At 54.0% G+C, this 15,678-nt stretch carries 13 protein-coding genes; 8 read left to right on the top strand and 5 right to left on the bottom strand.

Going from position 1 to position 15,678, the window contains the following annotated elements:
* Positions 1-741, bottom strand: a complete 741-nt coding sequence (locus AC5JQH_RS01830) for a nitroreductase family protein (protein ID WP_092029877.1) — start codon at positions 739-741, stop codon at positions 1-3.
* A 92-nt stretch (positions 742-833) separates the two neighbouring features.
* Between AC5JQH_RS01830 and AC5JQH_RS01825 the strand changes: the two genes are divergently transcribed.
* On the top strand, positions 834-1,442 hold the full coding sequence (locus tag AC5JQH_RS01825; protein ID WP_493805217.1) for a uracil-DNA glycosylase family protein: 609 nt from the start codon (positions 834-836) through the stop codon (positions 1,440-1,442).
* A gap of 10 nt (positions 1,443-1,452) precedes the next feature.
* Here the strand turns inward: AC5JQH_RS01825 and glpD are convergent, their stop codons facing one another.
* On the bottom strand, positions 1,453-2,982 hold the full coding sequence (gene glpD, locus AC5JQH_RS01820) for a glycerol-3-phosphate dehydrogenase (protein WP_493805216.1): 1,530 nt from the start codon (positions 2,980-2,982) through the stop codon (positions 1,453-1,455).
* Between the two features lie 181 nt (positions 2,983-3,163).
* Positions 3,164-3,922 (bottom strand): DeoR/GlpR family transcriptional regulator, encoded by a 759-nt coding sequence (locus AC5JQH_RS01815; protein WP_008174631.1) that lies wholly within the window; start codon positions 3,920-3,922, stop codon positions 3,164-3,166.
* 204 nt (positions 3,923-4,126) lie between these two features.
* Between AC5JQH_RS01815 and glpK the strand changes: the two genes are divergently transcribed.
* The gene (glpK, locus tag AC5JQH_RS01810; RefSeq protein ID WP_008174634.1) at positions 4,127-5,599 is read left to right on the top strand and encodes a glycerol kinase GlpK; all 1,473 of its coding nucleotides are present in this window, start codon (positions 4,127-4,129) and stop codon (positions 5,597-5,599) included.
* 25 nt (positions 5,600-5,624) lie between these two features.
* Here the strand turns inward: glpK and AC5JQH_RS01805 are convergent, their stop codons facing one another.
* Positions 5,625-7,505: a sigma-54-dependent Fis family transcriptional regulator gene (locus tag AC5JQH_RS01805; RefSeq protein ID WP_104270049.1), complete on the bottom strand. Its 1,881-nt coding sequence runs from the start codon at positions 7,503-7,505 to the stop codon at positions 5,625-5,627.
* Positions 7,506-7,837: 332 nt separating this feature from the next.
* Between AC5JQH_RS01805 and AC5JQH_RS01800 the strand changes: the two genes are divergently transcribed.
* The 6 genes from AC5JQH_RS01800 (at position 7,838) to AC5JQH_RS01775 (ending at position 13,972) form a co-directional block, all read left to right on the top strand.
* On the top strand, positions 7,838-8,932 hold the full coding sequence (locus AC5JQH_RS01800) for an ABC transporter ATP-binding protein (protein ID WP_104270050.1): 1,095 nt from the start codon (positions 7,838-7,840) through the stop codon (positions 8,930-8,932).
* Entirely contained in the window at positions 8,932-10,032 is a 1,101-nt protein-coding gene (locus AC5JQH_RS01795; RefSeq protein WP_008174640.1) for an ABC transporter ATP-binding protein, read from the top strand. The genes AC5JQH_RS01800 and AC5JQH_RS01795 overlap by 1 nt, the downstream gene beginning before the upstream one ends.
* Positions 10,032-10,898: a carbohydrate ABC transporter permease gene (locus tag AC5JQH_RS01790; RefSeq protein ID WP_008174642.1), complete on the top strand. Its 867-nt coding sequence runs from the start codon at positions 10,032-10,034 to the stop codon at positions 10,896-10,898. Before AC5JQH_RS01795 ends, AC5JQH_RS01790 begins: the two co-directional genes overlap by 1 nt.
* A 10-nt stretch (positions 10,899-10,908) precedes the next feature.
* Entirely contained in the window at positions 10,909-11,715 is an 807-nt protein-coding gene (locus AC5JQH_RS01785) for a carbohydrate ABC transporter permease (RefSeq protein WP_008174643.1), read from the top strand.
* Between the two features lie 11 nt (positions 11,716-11,726).
* The gene (locus tag AC5JQH_RS01780) at positions 11,727-12,002 is read left to right on the top strand and encodes a DUF2160 domain-containing protein (RefSeq protein WP_008174646.1); all 276 of its coding nucleotides are present in this window, start codon (positions 11,727-11,729) and stop codon (positions 12,000-12,002) included.
* Positions 12,003-12,229: 227 nt separating this feature from the next.
* The gene (locus AC5JQH_RS01775) at positions 12,230-13,972 is read left to right on the top strand and encodes an ABC transporter substrate-binding protein (RefSeq protein ID WP_493805215.1); all 1,743 of its coding nucleotides are present in this window, start codon (positions 12,230-12,232) and stop codon (positions 13,970-13,972) included.
* A 109-nt stretch (positions 13,973-14,081) separates the two neighbouring features.
* Here AC5JQH_RS01775 and AC5JQH_RS01770 read toward each other — a convergent pair whose 3' ends face one another.
* Complete coding sequence (locus AC5JQH_RS01770; RefSeq protein ID WP_493805214.1) at positions 14,082-15,332, bottom strand: substrate-binding protein; 1,251 nt, start codon at positions 15,330-15,332, stop codon at positions 14,082-14,084.
* Between the last annotated feature and the right edge of the window lie 346 nt (positions 15,333-15,678).

Here is a 15,678-nt window from a genome sequence, read left to right as displayed (position 1 = left end):
TCAGAGGTAGTGCACCATCTGGCGCTGATCAAAACGGTACTGGCGGTTATAGACGCCGTTTTCAGCCCGTCGGCCGGCTGCCAGTACCATGGTTACCAATCCTTTTCCGGGCAGATTAATAAGCTTCTTCACGCGATGCTCGTCAAAACCCTCCATGGGGCAGGAATCATACCCGTGGGCGCGGAGCGCAAGCATGAGGTTCTGGGCAGCCAGGGCTGTGGATTTGGTAGCCCAGATTTTCATCTCGCAATTGGAGTAGGGCCCCCGGGGCACCGGCCTGGTAATTCCCACCGCAAGGCCTGCCGCTTTTTTGGCTAAACCCAGAATACCAAGCGGCCCCTGGTTGTAATGAATCGGGGCAACTTTGCGATAGTATTTTTCAACGATGGGCGGCAGTTTTTCTTCTGGCCAATCCTCAAGAGCTTGCCGTGCATGAGCCCGCCAGCTATCCGGTCGGGCAACCACTACGATCAGCGCAGCGGCGGTTTTCGCTGCATTCTGGCCAAGACAGGCGTGGGCGAGTTTTGCCTTAAGCTCCGGCGTGCGGACAACGAAAAATTCCCAGGGCTGGAGGTTACTGGAATTCGGAGCCAGGGTTGCCAGTTCCAGGCAATCTTCAAGCACGGCCTCAGGAATCGGCTCATCGGTAAAGCGCCTGATGGAGCGGCGCGTGCGAACAACTTTCCGGAACTCTTCGATATCGATTTCCGGCAGCGGGAGAGAGCCTGCTTTCGCATTCATGATGTGTCCTTCGAGACTTGTTGTGTCGTGATTGTGCCTCTATCGTTACGGGAAATGACGGTATATGCAATCACCCTGATAACGGAACGCTCATGACAGAGGATCTTTCCCGGCTTCCCTTCGATGACCTGGTTCGACGCGTGCGGGCGTGTACGATTTGCGCCGACGTTCTTCCACGCGGGCCGAGGCCTGTCATACAGATATCTGAAAGCGCCAGAATTCTCGTAGTCGGGCAGGCCCCGGGCAGGCGCGTGCATGAGACCGGGCTGCCCTTCAACGATCCCAGCGGCGATAGGCTTCGGCAATGGATGGGGGTTACCCGGGATACCTTCTATGACGAGCAGAAGCTCGCGATCCTGCCGATGGGGTTTTGCTATCCGGGCACAGGCAAGTCCGGAGATCTTCCGCCGCGGCCGGAGTGCGCGCCAGCCTGGCGCAATTTACTGTTGGATCATCTGCCAGACATAGGTCTGACTCTTGTTATCGGGCAGTATGCGCACACCTGGCATCTGCCGGACTGTCGTCAGTCCGTAACGGCCAATGTTGAGCATTGGCAGAAGTATTGGCCAGAGATAGTCCCAATGCCTCACCCCAGCCCAAGAAATAACCTCTGGCTGCGTCGGAATCCATGGTTCGAAGACGAGGTTGTGCCCCAGCTGCAACAAAGAGTTGCCCGGCTTCTTGGGCCGGAGCAACAGTGACCGGAGGGGTTCAGGCGCTGTGATGGAGCGAAGTCTTGCGAGTGTCGGCACAAGCGCTTTTCATCAGGTAGCGGTCCAGTGCTTCCCCATCCGCGTCGCTCGAATAAAGTCCCTGTTTAGTACGACGCCAGAGAATATCCTCCGAGGTCATCGCCCATTCGTTCTTTATCAGGTGCTCGACTTCCCGTTGATAGAGGGTTCCTGCGAAGTGTTCGCCCAGATCGTCCATTGAGTGGCAATTATGGAGAATGTCGTAACTGGTTGTGCCGTAGGTACGCACATAGCGACTGATCACCTTCTCGGAGAGCCAGGGAAAATCACGTCTGAGGGTTTCTTCCAGTGCTTCATGATTGGCAAAGTCTCCGCCCGGCAAAACACCAGTCTTGGTCCAGCGACCGCCGGCTTCCGGGAAGAACTGGCACAGCTTGTCCGTGGCGGCTTCGGCCAGTTTGCGATAGGTGGTGATCTTGCCTCCGAATACCGAAATCAGCGGCGCCTTACCTTTTTCACTATTGACCTCAAAGGAGTAGTCCCGTGACGCTTTCTGGGCATTCTCCTGTTCATCGTCCATCAGGGGCCGCACGCCAGAGTAGGACCAAATCACATCCGAAGGCTCCAGTTGCCGCTTGAAATGGGAGTTTACGATGTTCAGGAGATAGTCGGTTTCTTCAGGTGAGATCTTTGCTTTTTTCGGGTCGCCTTCATAATCGACGTCGGTGGTGCCCACTAGCGAGAATTCATCCTCGTAGGGGATAACGAACACGATCCGCTCGTCTTCATTCTGAAGGATGTAAGCTTCGGTGCCCTTGTTGAGCCTCGGAACCACAATATGACTGCCTTTCACCATGCGGATCGTTTTCGGGGCGGGCATCGACAGGGTTTCGCCAAATAATTTGCTTACCCACGGGCCAGAGGCATTCACAATGGCCTTGGCCGAAACAGTTTTTTCGGTTTCATCGGTCATGTTGCGGAGGGTGACCCTCCAGTCTCGAGTGCCCTGTTCTGCTTTGATACATTTGGTGCGAGTGAGTATTCGAGCACCGAGCTGCTGCGCTTTTCTCGCAGCCAGAACCACCAGGCGAGCATCATCGACCCAGCCGTCCGAGTACTCAAAGCCCTTAGTGATATCGGGTTTCAATGGATCGTTCTCACCAAACTTGATTGAGCGAGAGCCTGGCAGGATTTCCCGTTTTGCAAGATGGTCATAAAGAAACAGGCCGGTGCGAATCATCCAGGCTGGGCGCAGGTGAGGACGGTGAGGCAGGCGAAAGCGCATTGGCCACATGATGTGAGGGGAATTGCGAAGCAGAGATTCGCGCTCGGCCAGAGCCTCCCGGACCAGGCGGAATTCATAGTGTTCCAGATATCGCAGCCCACCATGTATCAACTTACTGCTGCTTGATGACGTGGCGGAAGCCAGATCGTTCATTTCGCAAAGCAGGACTTTCAGGCCTCGCCCGGCCGCGTCCATGGCAATGCCGGTGCCGTTGACTCCGCCACCAACGACGATAACGTCAAACTGCTCATGCTCCATAGCCATTGTTGGTCATCTCCTGACGACTCTGAAAAGGCGCTTTGTTGCGATGCGCACTTTTCAGTGTTCAATATGCGGTATATCGCTATTATGCGAAAGGCATATATATTCGTAAAGGAAAAAATAGAAAAAAAACGAAAAACGTAGCGCGATCACCTTTTCGCAGAGGGGAACAAGCGAAAAACTATTAAACGATATGGAGCTGAGCGTTGTGTTCGTTCAGCAACTGACGGATTTCTACGGGAGGTTGCTGATCCGTAAACACATGATCGGCCTGGGAAATGTTACCGAGACGGACCATGGCATTTCGTCCGAACTTGGAGTGGTCGGCAGCAAGAAGGACCTGGTTGGAGTTGGCGATGATTGCCTGAGCGACTCGGACTTCGCGGTAATCGAAGTCGAGGAGGGAACCATCATTGTGAATACCGCTGATTCCAATGATGCCGAAGTCCATCTTGAACTGATTGATGAAGTCCATGGTAGCTTCACCGACAATTCCGCCATCACGGTTGCGCACCTCTCCGCCAGCGATGATTACATGGAAATCTTCTTTGGCCGAAAGAATGGACGCAACGTGCAGGTTGTTGGTAACTATCTGTAGGTTGTTCTTCTCAAGCAGAGCCTTAGCGATGGTCTCGGTGGTGGTGCCGATATTGATGAACATGGAGGAGTTGTCAGGGATGAGCTCCACCAACGCTTGTGCAATTCGTTCCTTGGCTTCCAGATCCATTATCTTTCGAGCCTGGTAGGCGGTGTTGACTGTGCTGGAGTCAATGCCTGCTCCGCCATGGTGTCTGCGGAGCTTTTTCTCCTTGGCGAGTTCATTCAGGTCCCGGCGGATCGTCTGGGGCGTTACCTTGAATTGGTCCACCAGCTGTTCGGTCGTGACAAAACCGTTCTGCTGGATCAGCTCCATAATAAGATCCTGTCGGCGACGCTGTGCCATGAAAGCCTCCTCCGCTTTATCATTTTTCTCATGCGAAATACTGTGCGTCCGAAAACAGTTTTAAAGCTTAGTAGTTTTCAGCGGGTTATGCAGCTTCTTTAAAAGGTTCGGCGAGTTGGACGCGCGCTTTAAGTGAAAACTACTTGGAATTTATGTTCAAAAAAGCAAAAATGCGAAAAAATAAGAAACCCAGGTCGAAATACCATGAGTCAGTACATACTTTCCATCGATCAAGGTACAACCAGTTCCCGTGCCATACTCTTTGACCTACTGGGCAACATACACGCTATCCGCCAACAAGAGTTTCCCCAACATTTCCCGGCAAGCGGCTGGGTTGAGCACAATCCGGAGGATCTCTGGTCATCGGTTCAGCAGACCTGTGACGCGGTAATGGCCGAAGAGTGTGGTGATTGCGGTAAAGTGGTTGCCGTAGGCATCACCAACCAACGCGAGACCACGGTAGTCTGGGATCGGAATACCGGAGAGCCCGTATACAACGCTATCGTCTGGCAGGACCGGCGAACCGCCTCCTACTGCGAGTCCCTGAAACGTGAAGGGCTCGAACCCTGGGTCAACAGCAAGACCGGTTTGCTGATTGATCCTTATTTCTCGGCCACCAAGATCCGTTGGATTCTGGAAAATGTCGACGGAGTGCGGGAACGAGCGGAGCGCGGTGAGCTCGCATTCGGTACCGTCGATAGCTTTTTGTTGTGGCGACTAACCGGTGGCCGAGAGCATCGCACTGATGCGACCAATGCCAGCCGTACGATGCTGTTCAACATTCACAACCAGAAATGGGATCCGGAGCTCCTGGAGCTTTTCGGCATTCCCGAATCGCTGTTGCCGGAGGTGATGGACTCTGCCGATCAGTTCGGAGAGATCACAGAGGGTGGAGCCCTTAACGGAACCTCGGTGCTCGGTATTGCTGGAGATCAACAGGCCGCTCTATTTGGTCAGACCTGCTTCGGCATTGGCATGGCGAAGAGCACCTACGGAACCGGTTGTTTCCTGATGCTCAACACTGGGGACAAAGCTTTGCAGTCGAAACACCGCTTGCTCACAACGGTGGCCTATCGGCTGAACGGTAAGCCTACCTACGCCCTGGAAGGCAGTATTTTTATCGCGGGCGCAACCATTCAATGGCTGCGAGACGGACTTCAGCTAATCCGGAATGCTTGTGAAACAGAGCCGCTCGCAGAGGGTACGCCCATGGACCACGGAGTATATCTGGTGCCAGCATTTACCGGACTCGGCGCGCCCTATTGGGATCCCAATGCAAGAGGCGCCATTTTCGGTCTTACCCGCGATACCGGTATAAAAGAGATTGTCACGGCGGGCCTGCAGTCTGTTTGCTATCAGACCAAGGATCTGCAGAAAGCCATGGAAAAAGACGGCATTCGCCCGGTCAACCTCAGAGTTGACGGTGGCATGGTGGCCAACAACTGGGTGCTCCAGTTTCTGGCTGACATTCTCGGTGCGAGGGTGGATCGCCCGTCGTTGGTTGAAACTACTGCGCTGGGCGCTGCCTACCTAGCCGGCCTGAAAGCCGGAGTCTATGGCTCTCTTGAGGAACTCTCGGATCTGTGGTGCTGTGACCGGAATTTTGAACCAGTCATGACGAAGCAGAACCGGGACAAGCTTTACGATGGCTGGATCCAGGCAGTTCAGAAGCTTTGACGATACGATGTTGCGGAAACGCGGTTTAGCGAACCCCTAATTCCCGAAGACGCTTGTATAGTGTGTTTCGGCTGATGGCCAGCTCTCTCGCTGCCTGTGACACGTTGCCAGTGCACTTGCGGTACACCTTGAGAGTTGTGGCGAGTGGATCCTCCTGTTCAACCTCAACGCCCGGGGCTCGTGGTTCCGCTATCCGTGGATCGGATTCCTCGCCTGCGGCGGTCTCGAATTCTGCAAGAAAGTCTTCCGGTAAATGCCATACCTGCACATCTTCCCCGTCAGCAATGGCGATCGCCACCCGCAACACGTTCACCAATTGGCGGATATTACCCGGCCAAGGGTGGTTCTCAAAGGCCGAAAGCACTTTAGGAGACAGCTGTTCCGATTGACCAGGGTCACGGTGTCGGGAATAGAGGTTCTGTATCAGCAGCGACCTGTCGGATCGGTTTCGGAGCGCAGGGAGTTCCACGCATAGCCCGTTGATCCGGTAGTAAAGGTCCGCCCGGAAATGGCCGCTTTCGATACGTGTGCCCAGTGGTTGGTTGGTTGCGGTAACCAGCAGAATATCAACGGGAACGCTGTCGGTAGAACCCACTGGCGTAACCAGCCGTTCCTGGAGTACCCGTAGCAGCCTGGATTGGGCCGACAGGGGCATTTCGCCAATCTCATCAAGAAACAGGATGCCTTTGTGGGCCTTTCGAATAAAGCCCAGCGAACCCTGCGCCCGGGCGCCGGTGAAGGCGCCGGCTTCGTAACCGAACAGCTCCGACTCAACCAGTTCCGGCGGAATGGCCGCGCAGTTAACCGCGACCAGTGGTTGATCCTTTCGGTGGGATGCCCGGTGAAGGGCCTTGACCAGCACTTCCTTGCCGACCCCTGTCTCGCCGGTGATAAGAACCGGGACACCCCGCTGAAGTACTTTGAGACTTTGTGTAGCGCAACGCTTTACTGCCGAATCACCGAACTCCAGGTTGTCGATACCCAGCAGCTCATCTGAATAGCAGCCCTCGTTCGACTGAGATAACCGATCGATCCGATTCGGGTTTTCGTTAACCCTTGTAGGGCGTTTGATCCTGGCGCTCAGTCGCACCTTGCTGCGAGTGGTCAGTTGCAAGGTTTCAGTTTCTGGATGCTCAAGAATTTGATGCCGGCGGCTCGTAAATAACTCATCCAGGCGGGCCTCGACGGTATTCATTCCCAGTAACTGGTCCGCTCGCTGGTTGCTTGCAATGATCTTTCCGAAATCATCGCAAACCAGGATGCCCGACCAGGGGCTGTCAAAGTTATCCGCCGTGGTGTTCAGGGTAATCTGAAAATGATCGGGGCCAAACTGACGTTTGATGAGACGATTTTCGACAGATTGTGAAAGTAGCCGAACCATGCCGAGGGTGTGGGCCTGTGGCAGGTAAGCGTCGCTGAATACGCTGAGAACCCCTGCAATCTGCCTGTGAGCACCGAAAATGGGTGCCGCAGAACCAATGATGCTCCGGTTCGTTTTCAGAAAATGTTCGTTTCGCTGAATCTGGACGGGCGCACTAACAGCAATAGAGGTGCCAATGGCGTTCGTACCGCAATTCTGTTCTTGCCAGTTCGCACCCGCCTGGAACCAGGGTTTCAGGCGGGTCTCGGTGATACGTTCATCACCCCAGCTGTTCAGTACCGTGGCATGCTGATCGGCAAGCAGAATGAGGCATCGGCTGCTGGAAAGTACGTTCCGGTAGTAGGGGAGAACCTCAGCCTCGGTCACCGAGAGCAATTCGCTGTACTGGCGGTTTATTTCCTCCAGTCGGGCAGATTCCGGCATAAGCGGTGTTGGCTCATGGTCGTGTTCAAGGCCCCAGGCAATACAACGGTTCCAAGAATCGGCAATAACGCTCCGGTAATCCGCATATTCGTTTTTTCTCATCAGTCGTCACTCAAGCATTCGTTCGTTGTTTTGGTCGACATTCGAGCAGCTTACGCGGGCAATTATGCTAAAGCTGATGCTCAATAATCTGTGCAAATGCTGTTCAGGTCAATGTTCAGTTTGAACACAATATTGCTAAACGAACATTTTGGTTTTCGAATGAGAAATTTGCATGTAGAGAAAAAGCTTTTTAAAACAACGTTATAAGCGAATCAATTTCTTTGCTTGCGCAATGTGGTATGTCCTTTGCGTAGAGAGTTCGAAATCGAATTTGCGCGGCTGATTTACGTCGGTCTCAAAGCGCGTTTCCACAAGAACAAAAAGGAAAGCCTATGTCCTTAACACTGGAGAATCTCTCCCGTGAGGTCGACGGCGTCGACTACATACGGGATGCCAACCTCACCTTCGAGGCAGGCTCTTTTAATGTTCTGCTCGGCCGGACACTGGCCGGAAAAACCTCGCTGATGCGATTGATGGCTGGGCTGGATAAGCCCGATACCGGCCGTCTGATCTACAACGGTGAGGACGTTACAGGGCTGAGCGTGCAGAGCCGCAACATATCGATGATCTATCAGCAGTTCATCAATTACCCCAATCTGACCGTCTACGAAAACATCGCCTCGCCACTTCGGCTGGCGAGGATGACTGATTCTGAAATTGACCGCCGGGTGAAAGAAACGGCGTCGATGCTTCGGATTGATCCTTTGCTGAAGCGTTACCCGTTGGAACTGTCAGGTGGTCAGCAGCAGCGAACCGCCATGGCCCGGGCCCTGGTGAAGGATGCCACCCTGGTGCTATTCGACGAGCCCCTGGTAAACCTCGATTACAAGCTACGGGAAGAGCTTCGGGCGGAACTGCGAGACCTGTTCCGCGAGCGCCAGTGCATTGCGGTGTACGCCACTACGGAGGCCAATGAAGCCCTGGCACTCGGTGGCACAACCACACTGTTACACCAGGGCCAGGTGGTTCAGAACGGGCCAGTGATGGATGTCTATCGCGCACCTGTGAACACCCTTGCTGCACAGTTGTTCAGTGAACCCCCGATGAACATGATTCGAGGCCGGGTGTCTGAAACCGAGGTGACGTTCGACGAGTACTCCCACCATGCACTTACGCAGGAGCTGTCGAAGCTGGAACCTGGCGATTACTGGTTCGGAATTCGTCCCAGCCATATTGGTCTGGTCCCCACCAGCGACGATGATCTGGAAATGTCCATGGAGGTAGAACTCAGCGAAATCAGTGGTTCTGAAACCTTCATGCATGTGGAGAACAGTCACTTTGAAATGGTGATGCAACTGATGGGAGTGCATCAGTACCACACAGGCGCACCGATCAAGGTATATCTGCCGATCAATAAATTGTTCGTCTTCGACAATAACGAACAACTGGTGCACACCCCGTCTCAGGTTTCAGGAGGGTCTGTCTGATGGCTGAAATTCAATTGAAATCACTCGCCCACAGTTATAGTGACATGCCCGAGGGACCAGACGATTACGCAATCCGTCAGCTCGACCATGTCTGGCACAAGGGTGGGGCTTACGCGCTGTTGGGCCCTTCGGGTTGCGGAAAAAGCACCATGCTGAACATTATTTCCGGTCTGGTTCAGCCTTCCGAGGGCGAGGTACTTTTCGACGGAAAGCGTGTTAATGAGTTGTCTCCGAGGGACAGGAATATCGCCCAGGTCTTCCAGTTTCCTGTCATCTACGACTCAATGACGGTCTACGACAACCTGGCGTTTCCGCTGAAGAACAACAAGGTTCCAGCCTCCAAGATCAAGGCCCGCGTTCATGAGATTGCCGAAGTCCTGGAGATCCAGGACAAGCTCTACAAAAAGGCAAAGAACCTGACCGCGGATGAAAAACAGAAGGTATCCATGGGCCGCGGCCTAGTGCGGGAAGACGTGTCGGCGATTCTGTTCGACGAGCCGCTGACGGTGATCGACCCGCAGCTCAAGTGGAAGTTGCGCCGCAAGCTCAAGCAGATTCACGAGCAGTTCGACATCACCATGGTGTATGTCACCCACGATCAGCTCGAAGCCTCCACCTTTGCCGACAAGATTGCCGTGATGTATGGCGGACAGATCGTCCAGTTTGGTACCCCAACCGAACTCTTTGAACAGCCCAACCATACCTTCGTGGGTTTTTTTATCGGAAGCCCCGGCATGAATCTTATCGAGGTGCAGCGCTGTGCCCGGGGCGTGTGCTTTGGGAACACGAATGTGTCGCTTGAGCCCTGGCAGGTTGATGTCCTGCAGCGGACCAGGTCTACCAACATCAAGATCGGAATTCGTCCGGAGTTTGTGGAAGTGTCCTCCGTCGCTTCAGACGACACCTTTGAGGCTGAGGTGATGGATGTCGAGGATCTGGGTACCTACAAGATCGTTACCGTTCAGCTTGACCACGAAAAAATGAAGGTTCGGGAGAGCGAGGACTTCGCCGCATCAATTGGCAGTCGAGTTTATCTCTCGTTCCCGAAGCAGTGGTTGAAGCTGTATATGGATGAATTCCTGGTACAGGAGCAAGACTGATGCAAAAGGTACAAAACAATAAAGCCTGGTGGCTGGTGCTGCCTGTATTTCTGCTCGTTGCCTTCTCGGCTCTCATTCCACTGATGACGGTCGTGAATTATTCGGTCCAGGATATTTTTGGTCCGGGCCAGGCGTTCTTCGTGGGTACTGAATGGTTCAAGGAAGTGCTCACCAACGAGCGCCTTCAGGATTCCCTTATTCGGCAATTTATTTTTTCCGGCGCGGTATTGCTAATCCAGATTCCGCTCGGAATCGGGGTCGCACTGATGATGCCAAAATCTGGCATAAAGGGGTCGCTCTGCCTGATTCTGCTGGCGATTCCGTTGCTGATTCCCTGGAACGTGGTTGGCACCATTTGGCAGATCTTTGCCCGTGGCGACATCGGTCTTTTCGGCTGGGGGATCAATCAGCTGGGGTTTGACTACAACTATACCGGAGACACCCTTGATGCGTGGTTGACGGTTCTGTTGATGGATGTCTGGCACTGGACTCCGCTGGTCGCCTTGCTCTGCTACTCCGGGCTGAGGGCGATTCCGGAGGCCTTCTATCAGGCGGCGGAAATTGACCGTGCCTCGAAATGGGCGGTGTTCCGGTATATCCAGCTGCCCAGGCTCAAGAGTGTTCTGATCATCGCAGTGCTGTTGCGGTTCATGGACAGCTTCATGATCTACATTGAGCCGTTTGTGCTTACCGGTGGCGGCCCGGGCAGCTCCACAACCTTCTTGAGCCAGACACTGACAACCATGGCAATCGGGCAGTTTGATCTGGGTCGCGCGGCTGCGTTCTCGCTGATCTACTTCCTCATTGTATTGCTGATTTCATGGCTCTTCTTTACCGCCATTACGCACGCCGACAAAGAAAAATAAGGAGAGTGTGATGAGACAGACACGTTCAAAAAACGTCGGGATTACGCTGTTTATTCTGCTGCTCCTGACTCCGATATACTGGTTGTTGAACATGTCGTTCAAGACCAATCAGGAAATTCTCGGGGGGCTTACCCTCTGGCCCCAGAATTTCACCCTGGATAACTATGCCGTGATCTTTACGGATCCCAGCTGGTACAACGGTTACATCAATTCGATGATCTACGTGTCCATCAACGTGGTGATCACGTTGCTTGTGGCCTTGCCTGCCGCCTATGCGTTCAGCCGTTACAAGTTCCTGGGTGACAAGCACCTGTTCTTCTGGCTGCTGAGCAACCGGATGGCGCCGCCGGCGGTCTTCCTGCTGCCTTTCTTCCAGCTTTATTCATCTATCGGCCTGTTCGACACCCATATTGCGGTGGCGCTTGCTCACTGCCTGTTCAACGTGCCCCTGGCTGTCTGGATTCTGGAAGGGTTCATGTCCGGTGTCCCCCGTGAGTATGACGAGATGGCCTATATTGATGGCTACAGCTTTCCGAAATTTTTCGTGAAGGTGTTCCTGCCGATGATTCGTTCCGGGATCGGGGTGACGGCTTTCTTTGCCTTCATGTTCTCCTGGGTGGAGCTGCTGCTGGCCCGGACGCTAACGTCCGTGGATGCCCAGCCGATCGGGGCGATCATGACCCGAACGATAGGGGCGAGCGGTATCGACTGGGGTGTTCTGGCTGCCGCCGGTTCGCTAACCATCATTCCCGGCCTGCTGGTGATCTGGTTCGTTCGTAACCATGTTGCCAAAGGCTTCGCCCTCGGACGCGTGTAAGGAGACGTTTTATGATTGCCTGGATGAACTGGACTCCGACCGTCGCCATCTTCTTTGCCGTGATTGCGGGAATTCTGGCGGTAATGACGGTTTACGAAATTGTCTCCCCGTGCACCGAGAGGAAGGGGTTTCTGCCGATAGCCACCACCCGCGGGGATCGGTTGTTTATTGGATTGCTTTCGGCAGCATATATACATCTGAGCTTCCTGGCGGTCAGCGATATCACCCTTTGGGTGGCGCTCGCTGTCTCTGTGGTTTGGCTCCTGGTTTTGCTGCGTTGGGGGTGAGTATCGACAAGGGATGTTCGTATGGTGTTTTTTCGAAAATCCTGGTCCTAAAAAAGATTCAGGACTTCTTGTAATGATTTCGAAAACGAACTAATTTTGTTTGAATGATCGGAATCGATCACGATAGATTCCGGCAAAAAAGAATAGCGACCAGAAAGAGCGCTATAACTGCGGACACGAAACACGGCTGTTTCGTTCCATTCATTAAATGTCGAACGAGGTTGGATATGTTCAACAACAACAAATATCCGAGGACCCTGTTGCTCAGCGCCGCCGTTGGTGTCGCCTGCATGGGTTTGAGCCTGCATGCCAGCGCCGATCAGTACAGTGAAGCGGCTGAGAAGTGGGTCAATGAAGCGTTCAAAAACTCTACCTTGAGCAGGGAAGAGCAGCTCAAGGAAATGGAGTGGTTCATCAAAGCCGCTGAGCAGTTCCGTGGCATGGATATCAACGTGGTTTCCGAAACCATAGCGACTCACGAATATGAGTCCAATGTCCTTGCCAAGGCATTCTCCGAAATCACCGGGATCAACCTGACTCACACGCTGATTCAGGAAGGGGATGTCATCGAGAAGCTCCAGACCCAGATGCAGTCTGGAAGAAATATCTATGATGGCTACGTGAATGATTCAGATCTGATTGGTACCCATTTTCGCTATGGAAAGGTGGTGGCCGTTGAGGACATCATGAACGGTTCCGGTAAAGATCTTACCCTGCCTACCCTGGATCTTGATGATTTCATTGGGCTCGACTTTACGACTGGGCCGGATGGCAAACTCTATCAGTTGCCTTCGCAACAGTTTGCGAACCTTTATTGGTTTCGTGCCGACTGGTTTGAACGTGAAGATCTGCAAGAGCAATTCAAGGAAATTTACGGCTACGACCTGGGTGTGCCGGTTAACTGGTCTGCCTACGAGGATATTGCCGAGTTCTTCTCGGTTCACGTGAAGGAAATTGATGGTGAGCGAGTATACGGCCACATGGATTACGGCAAGAAACATCCGTCTCTGGGCTGGCGTTTCACTGATGCCTGGTTCTCCATGGCGGGTGCTGGCGACAAGGGCCTGCCCAACGGCTTGCCGGTGGACGAATGGGGGATTCGGGTTGAAGAGTGTCACCCGGTCGGCTCCAGCGTTAGCCGTGGTGGTGCAACGAACGGGCCTGCGGCTGTCTATGCCACTACGAAATACGTGGATTGGCTGCGTGAGTACGCGCCCCCCGAAGCTCAGGGCATGACCTTTTCAGAGGCCGGTCCCGTTCCCGCACAGGGCAACGTTGCCCAGCAGATCTTCTGGTATACCGCCTTTACCGCGAGCATGATCAAGGACGGCCTGCCCGTTGTAAATGAGGATGGCACCCCCAAATGGCGGATGGCACCGTCTCCCCGTGGGCCCTACTGGGAAGAAGGTATGAAGCTGGGCTATCAGGACGTAGGTTCCTGGACTTTCCTGGACTCCACGCCTGAGAAACGTCGCCTTGCAGCTTGGCTGTACGCCCAGTTCACCGTATCCAAGACCGTCTCTCTGGAGAAAACGATTGCCGGCCTGACGCCGATTCGCGAGTCCGACATTGAATCTGAGGCGATGACTGAAATGGCGCCGAAGCTCGGCGGCTTGGTGGAGTTTTATAGGAGCCCGGCTCGTGTGCAGTGGTCACCGACCGGTACCAATGTGCCAGACTATCCGAAACTCGCCCAGCTTTGGTGGCAGTACATTGCCCAGGCGGCCAGTGGTGAAGCCACTCCTCAGGAAGCCCTCGACGGCCTCGCTCAGGCTCAGGATCGGGTCATGGAGCGCCTTGAGCGTGCCAATGTTCAACCGACCTGTGGTCCGAAGCTGAACGAACCGCGCGACCCGCAATACTGGCTGGATCAGCCCGGCGCACCCAAGCCGAAGCTGGCTAACGAGAAGCCACAGGGCAAAACCGTTGCCTACGACGAGCTGTTGAAGACCTGGGAAGAGGCGCGCTAAGGCAAGTCGCTTTTCGGAATCACAATGCCTGCCGCAACGCGATCCTCAAGTTGCGGCAGGCGGAGTCATGTTTTTCCAGACATTTTTCTCCAGTTCCCTAAGGGACTGTTTAGAGCCTGAGCGGTTTTCCAGCCTCCCGGCGCCGCTCTTCCCATTCTTCCCGGGTCTGCGCCGCCTGGTCACCCGGCATTGAATCGATGATGCTGAAATAATCGGAACTGTATTCGTCAGCAATGATTGTGTTGCGCGGTTTTACCTTAACCACATACACCGTCTGGACATTCTGGTGATCGAATTCGCGCCAGTACTGTTCGTCTTTTAGGAAAGTGTACCTGTGTCCCTCCAGGGCCCGGATCAGGCTGGCGGTATTGGTGGTACCGGCACGTTCCACCGCATCCTTGTATTGATAAATAATGCTGTAGGCCGAGGCCGCAGCGGTGGATGGTCGCATTTCATATCGGTTTGAGAAGGCTTCTACAAACTCCTTTCCTCTCGGGTAGTTCAGCTCAAAGGGTACGTTCCATACCCAGGGCGAGCCGCCGATAACGCCCTCCATAATGGTGGGACCTACCTGCCGAGCCATGCCCAGGGTCAGGTTGGGCACAACAATCTGCATTTTCTTGGTAAGGCCCATTTCGTAGGCAACATTCAGTGCTCTCACCATGTCGTCGCCGAACAGGACCATCATCAGAACCTTGGCGTTACTGGCCTCTGCCTGCTCCAGCGCCTCCCTGAAATCGGTAATCAGTGCCCGGGGGAAAGGGGTTATCACGCCCTGATGGCGGTCAGTGTCTTCGGTTCCCGAGAACTTGCGAACAGACTCCTCCACAGACCAGCCCCAGGTGTAGTCGGCGGTAATGTAGAAGTAATCGTCTTCCGCATGATTGGTGGTCAGATACTGACTGAGCGCCTTTGCAGTCATCCAGGCGTTGTAGGGCTCACGGAACATGTATGAATGCCCTTCGGCGCCGGTGGTGGCGTTCGAGTAGGTCAGCGTGCCGAAGTAGATCCGGTTGCGATCGCGAGCAGCTTTGCCTGAGGCAATGGCAACGGCGCTGGACACACCGCCGAACACCATCTGGACGCCTTCACGGTCGATGAGTTCTGCGGTGTTCTTTGCACCCTGGGCAGGGTCACCGCGGGTATTTCTGATCACCAGCTCCAGCTGACGCCCCATCACGCCACCGGCTTTATTGATTTCATCAAGCGCCAGAAAGGCGCCCAGACGTTGTTGCAGACCCTGATCCTTGTAACGACCGGTCTGCGGGTAGTTCAGGCCGATTTTAAGGGTTTCGGCATACACAGTAGTGCTCGCCAGCAACAGCAGACAAGCAGAAAAGAGTACTTTTCTGACGTTCATTCAGGTTGGCCTCCGGAATTGCAGCGCCAATGGGGAAAAGGGCTGCCAATCATTGTTTTGATTATTTGTTAAGCAACGCTAGTGTCTCTGCTGATTATGAGGCCAACAATGGGACAAAAGTGGAATTTTGGGTAACAAATTGTAGGTTAGTGATCTGCATCTTGTCTGGCCTATGTTGTTCCCATGAATCGGTTCGGCTGCAGCCGAAGAAATGGATATACTTTCCGGAATTGCCCGGTGTGGGCTTCGCTGCAGCCAATGGAGTTTTGTGGGTCTTGGTAACTATAAAGCGCAGGAAATTCGGACTTGGATCGACTCTCTCGTTTCTTTTGGCGGCAATGGGGCT

The organism is Marinobacter sp. H13, assembly GCF_059072335.1.
Note: the sequence above shows the minus strand (reverse complement) of the source record. Positions and strands in the feature narration are given on the sequence as shown.

Coding starts and splice junctions, on each gene's coding strand:
- AC5JQH_RS01825 (WP_493805217.1), top strand. CDS start 834: ATGACAGAGGATCTTTCCCGGCTTCCCTTCGATGACCTGGTTCGACGC.
- AC5JQH_RS01785 (WP_008174643.1), top strand. CDS start 10,909: ATGAGACAGACACGTTCAAAAAACGTCGGGATTACGCTGTTTATTCTG.
- glpD (WP_493805216.1), bottom strand. CDS start 2,982: ATGGCTATGGAGCATGAGCAGTTTGACGTTATCGTCGTTGGTGGCGGA.
- AC5JQH_RS01805 (WP_104270049.1), bottom strand. CDS start 7,505: ATGAGAAAAAACGAATATGCGGATTACCGGAGCGTTATTGCCGATTCT.
- AC5JQH_RS01815 (WP_008174631.1), bottom strand. CDS start 3,922: ATGGCACAGCGTCGCCGACAGGATCTTATTATGGAGCTGATCCAGCAG.
- AC5JQH_RS01775 (WP_493805215.1), top strand. CDS start 12,230: ATGTTCAACAACAACAAATATCCGAGGACCCTGTTGCTCAGCGCCGCC.
- AC5JQH_RS01800 (WP_104270050.1), top strand. CDS start 7,838: ATGTCCTTAACACTGGAGAATCTCTCCCGTGAGGTCGACGGCGTCGAC.
- AC5JQH_RS01790 (WP_008174642.1), top strand. CDS start 10,032: ATGCAAAAGGTACAAAACAATAAAGCCTGGTGGCTGGTGCTGCCTGTA.
- AC5JQH_RS01795 (WP_008174640.1), top strand. CDS start 8,932: ATGGCTGAAATTCAATTGAAATCACTCGCCCACAGTTATAGTGACATG.
- glpK (WP_008174634.1), top strand. CDS start 4,127: ATGAGTCAGTACATACTTTCCATCGATCAAGGTACAACCAGTTCCCGT.
- AC5JQH_RS01780 (WP_008174646.1), top strand. CDS start 11,727: ATGATTGCCTGGATGAACTGGACTCCGACCGTCGCCATCTTCTTTGCC.
- AC5JQH_RS01770 (WP_493805214.1), bottom strand. CDS start 15,332: ATGAACGTCAGAAAAGTACTCTTTTCTGCTTGTCTGCTGTTGCTGGCG.
- AC5JQH_RS01830 (WP_092029877.1), bottom strand. CDS start 741: ATGAATGCGAAAGCAGGCTCTCTCCCGCTGCCGGAAATCGATATCGAA.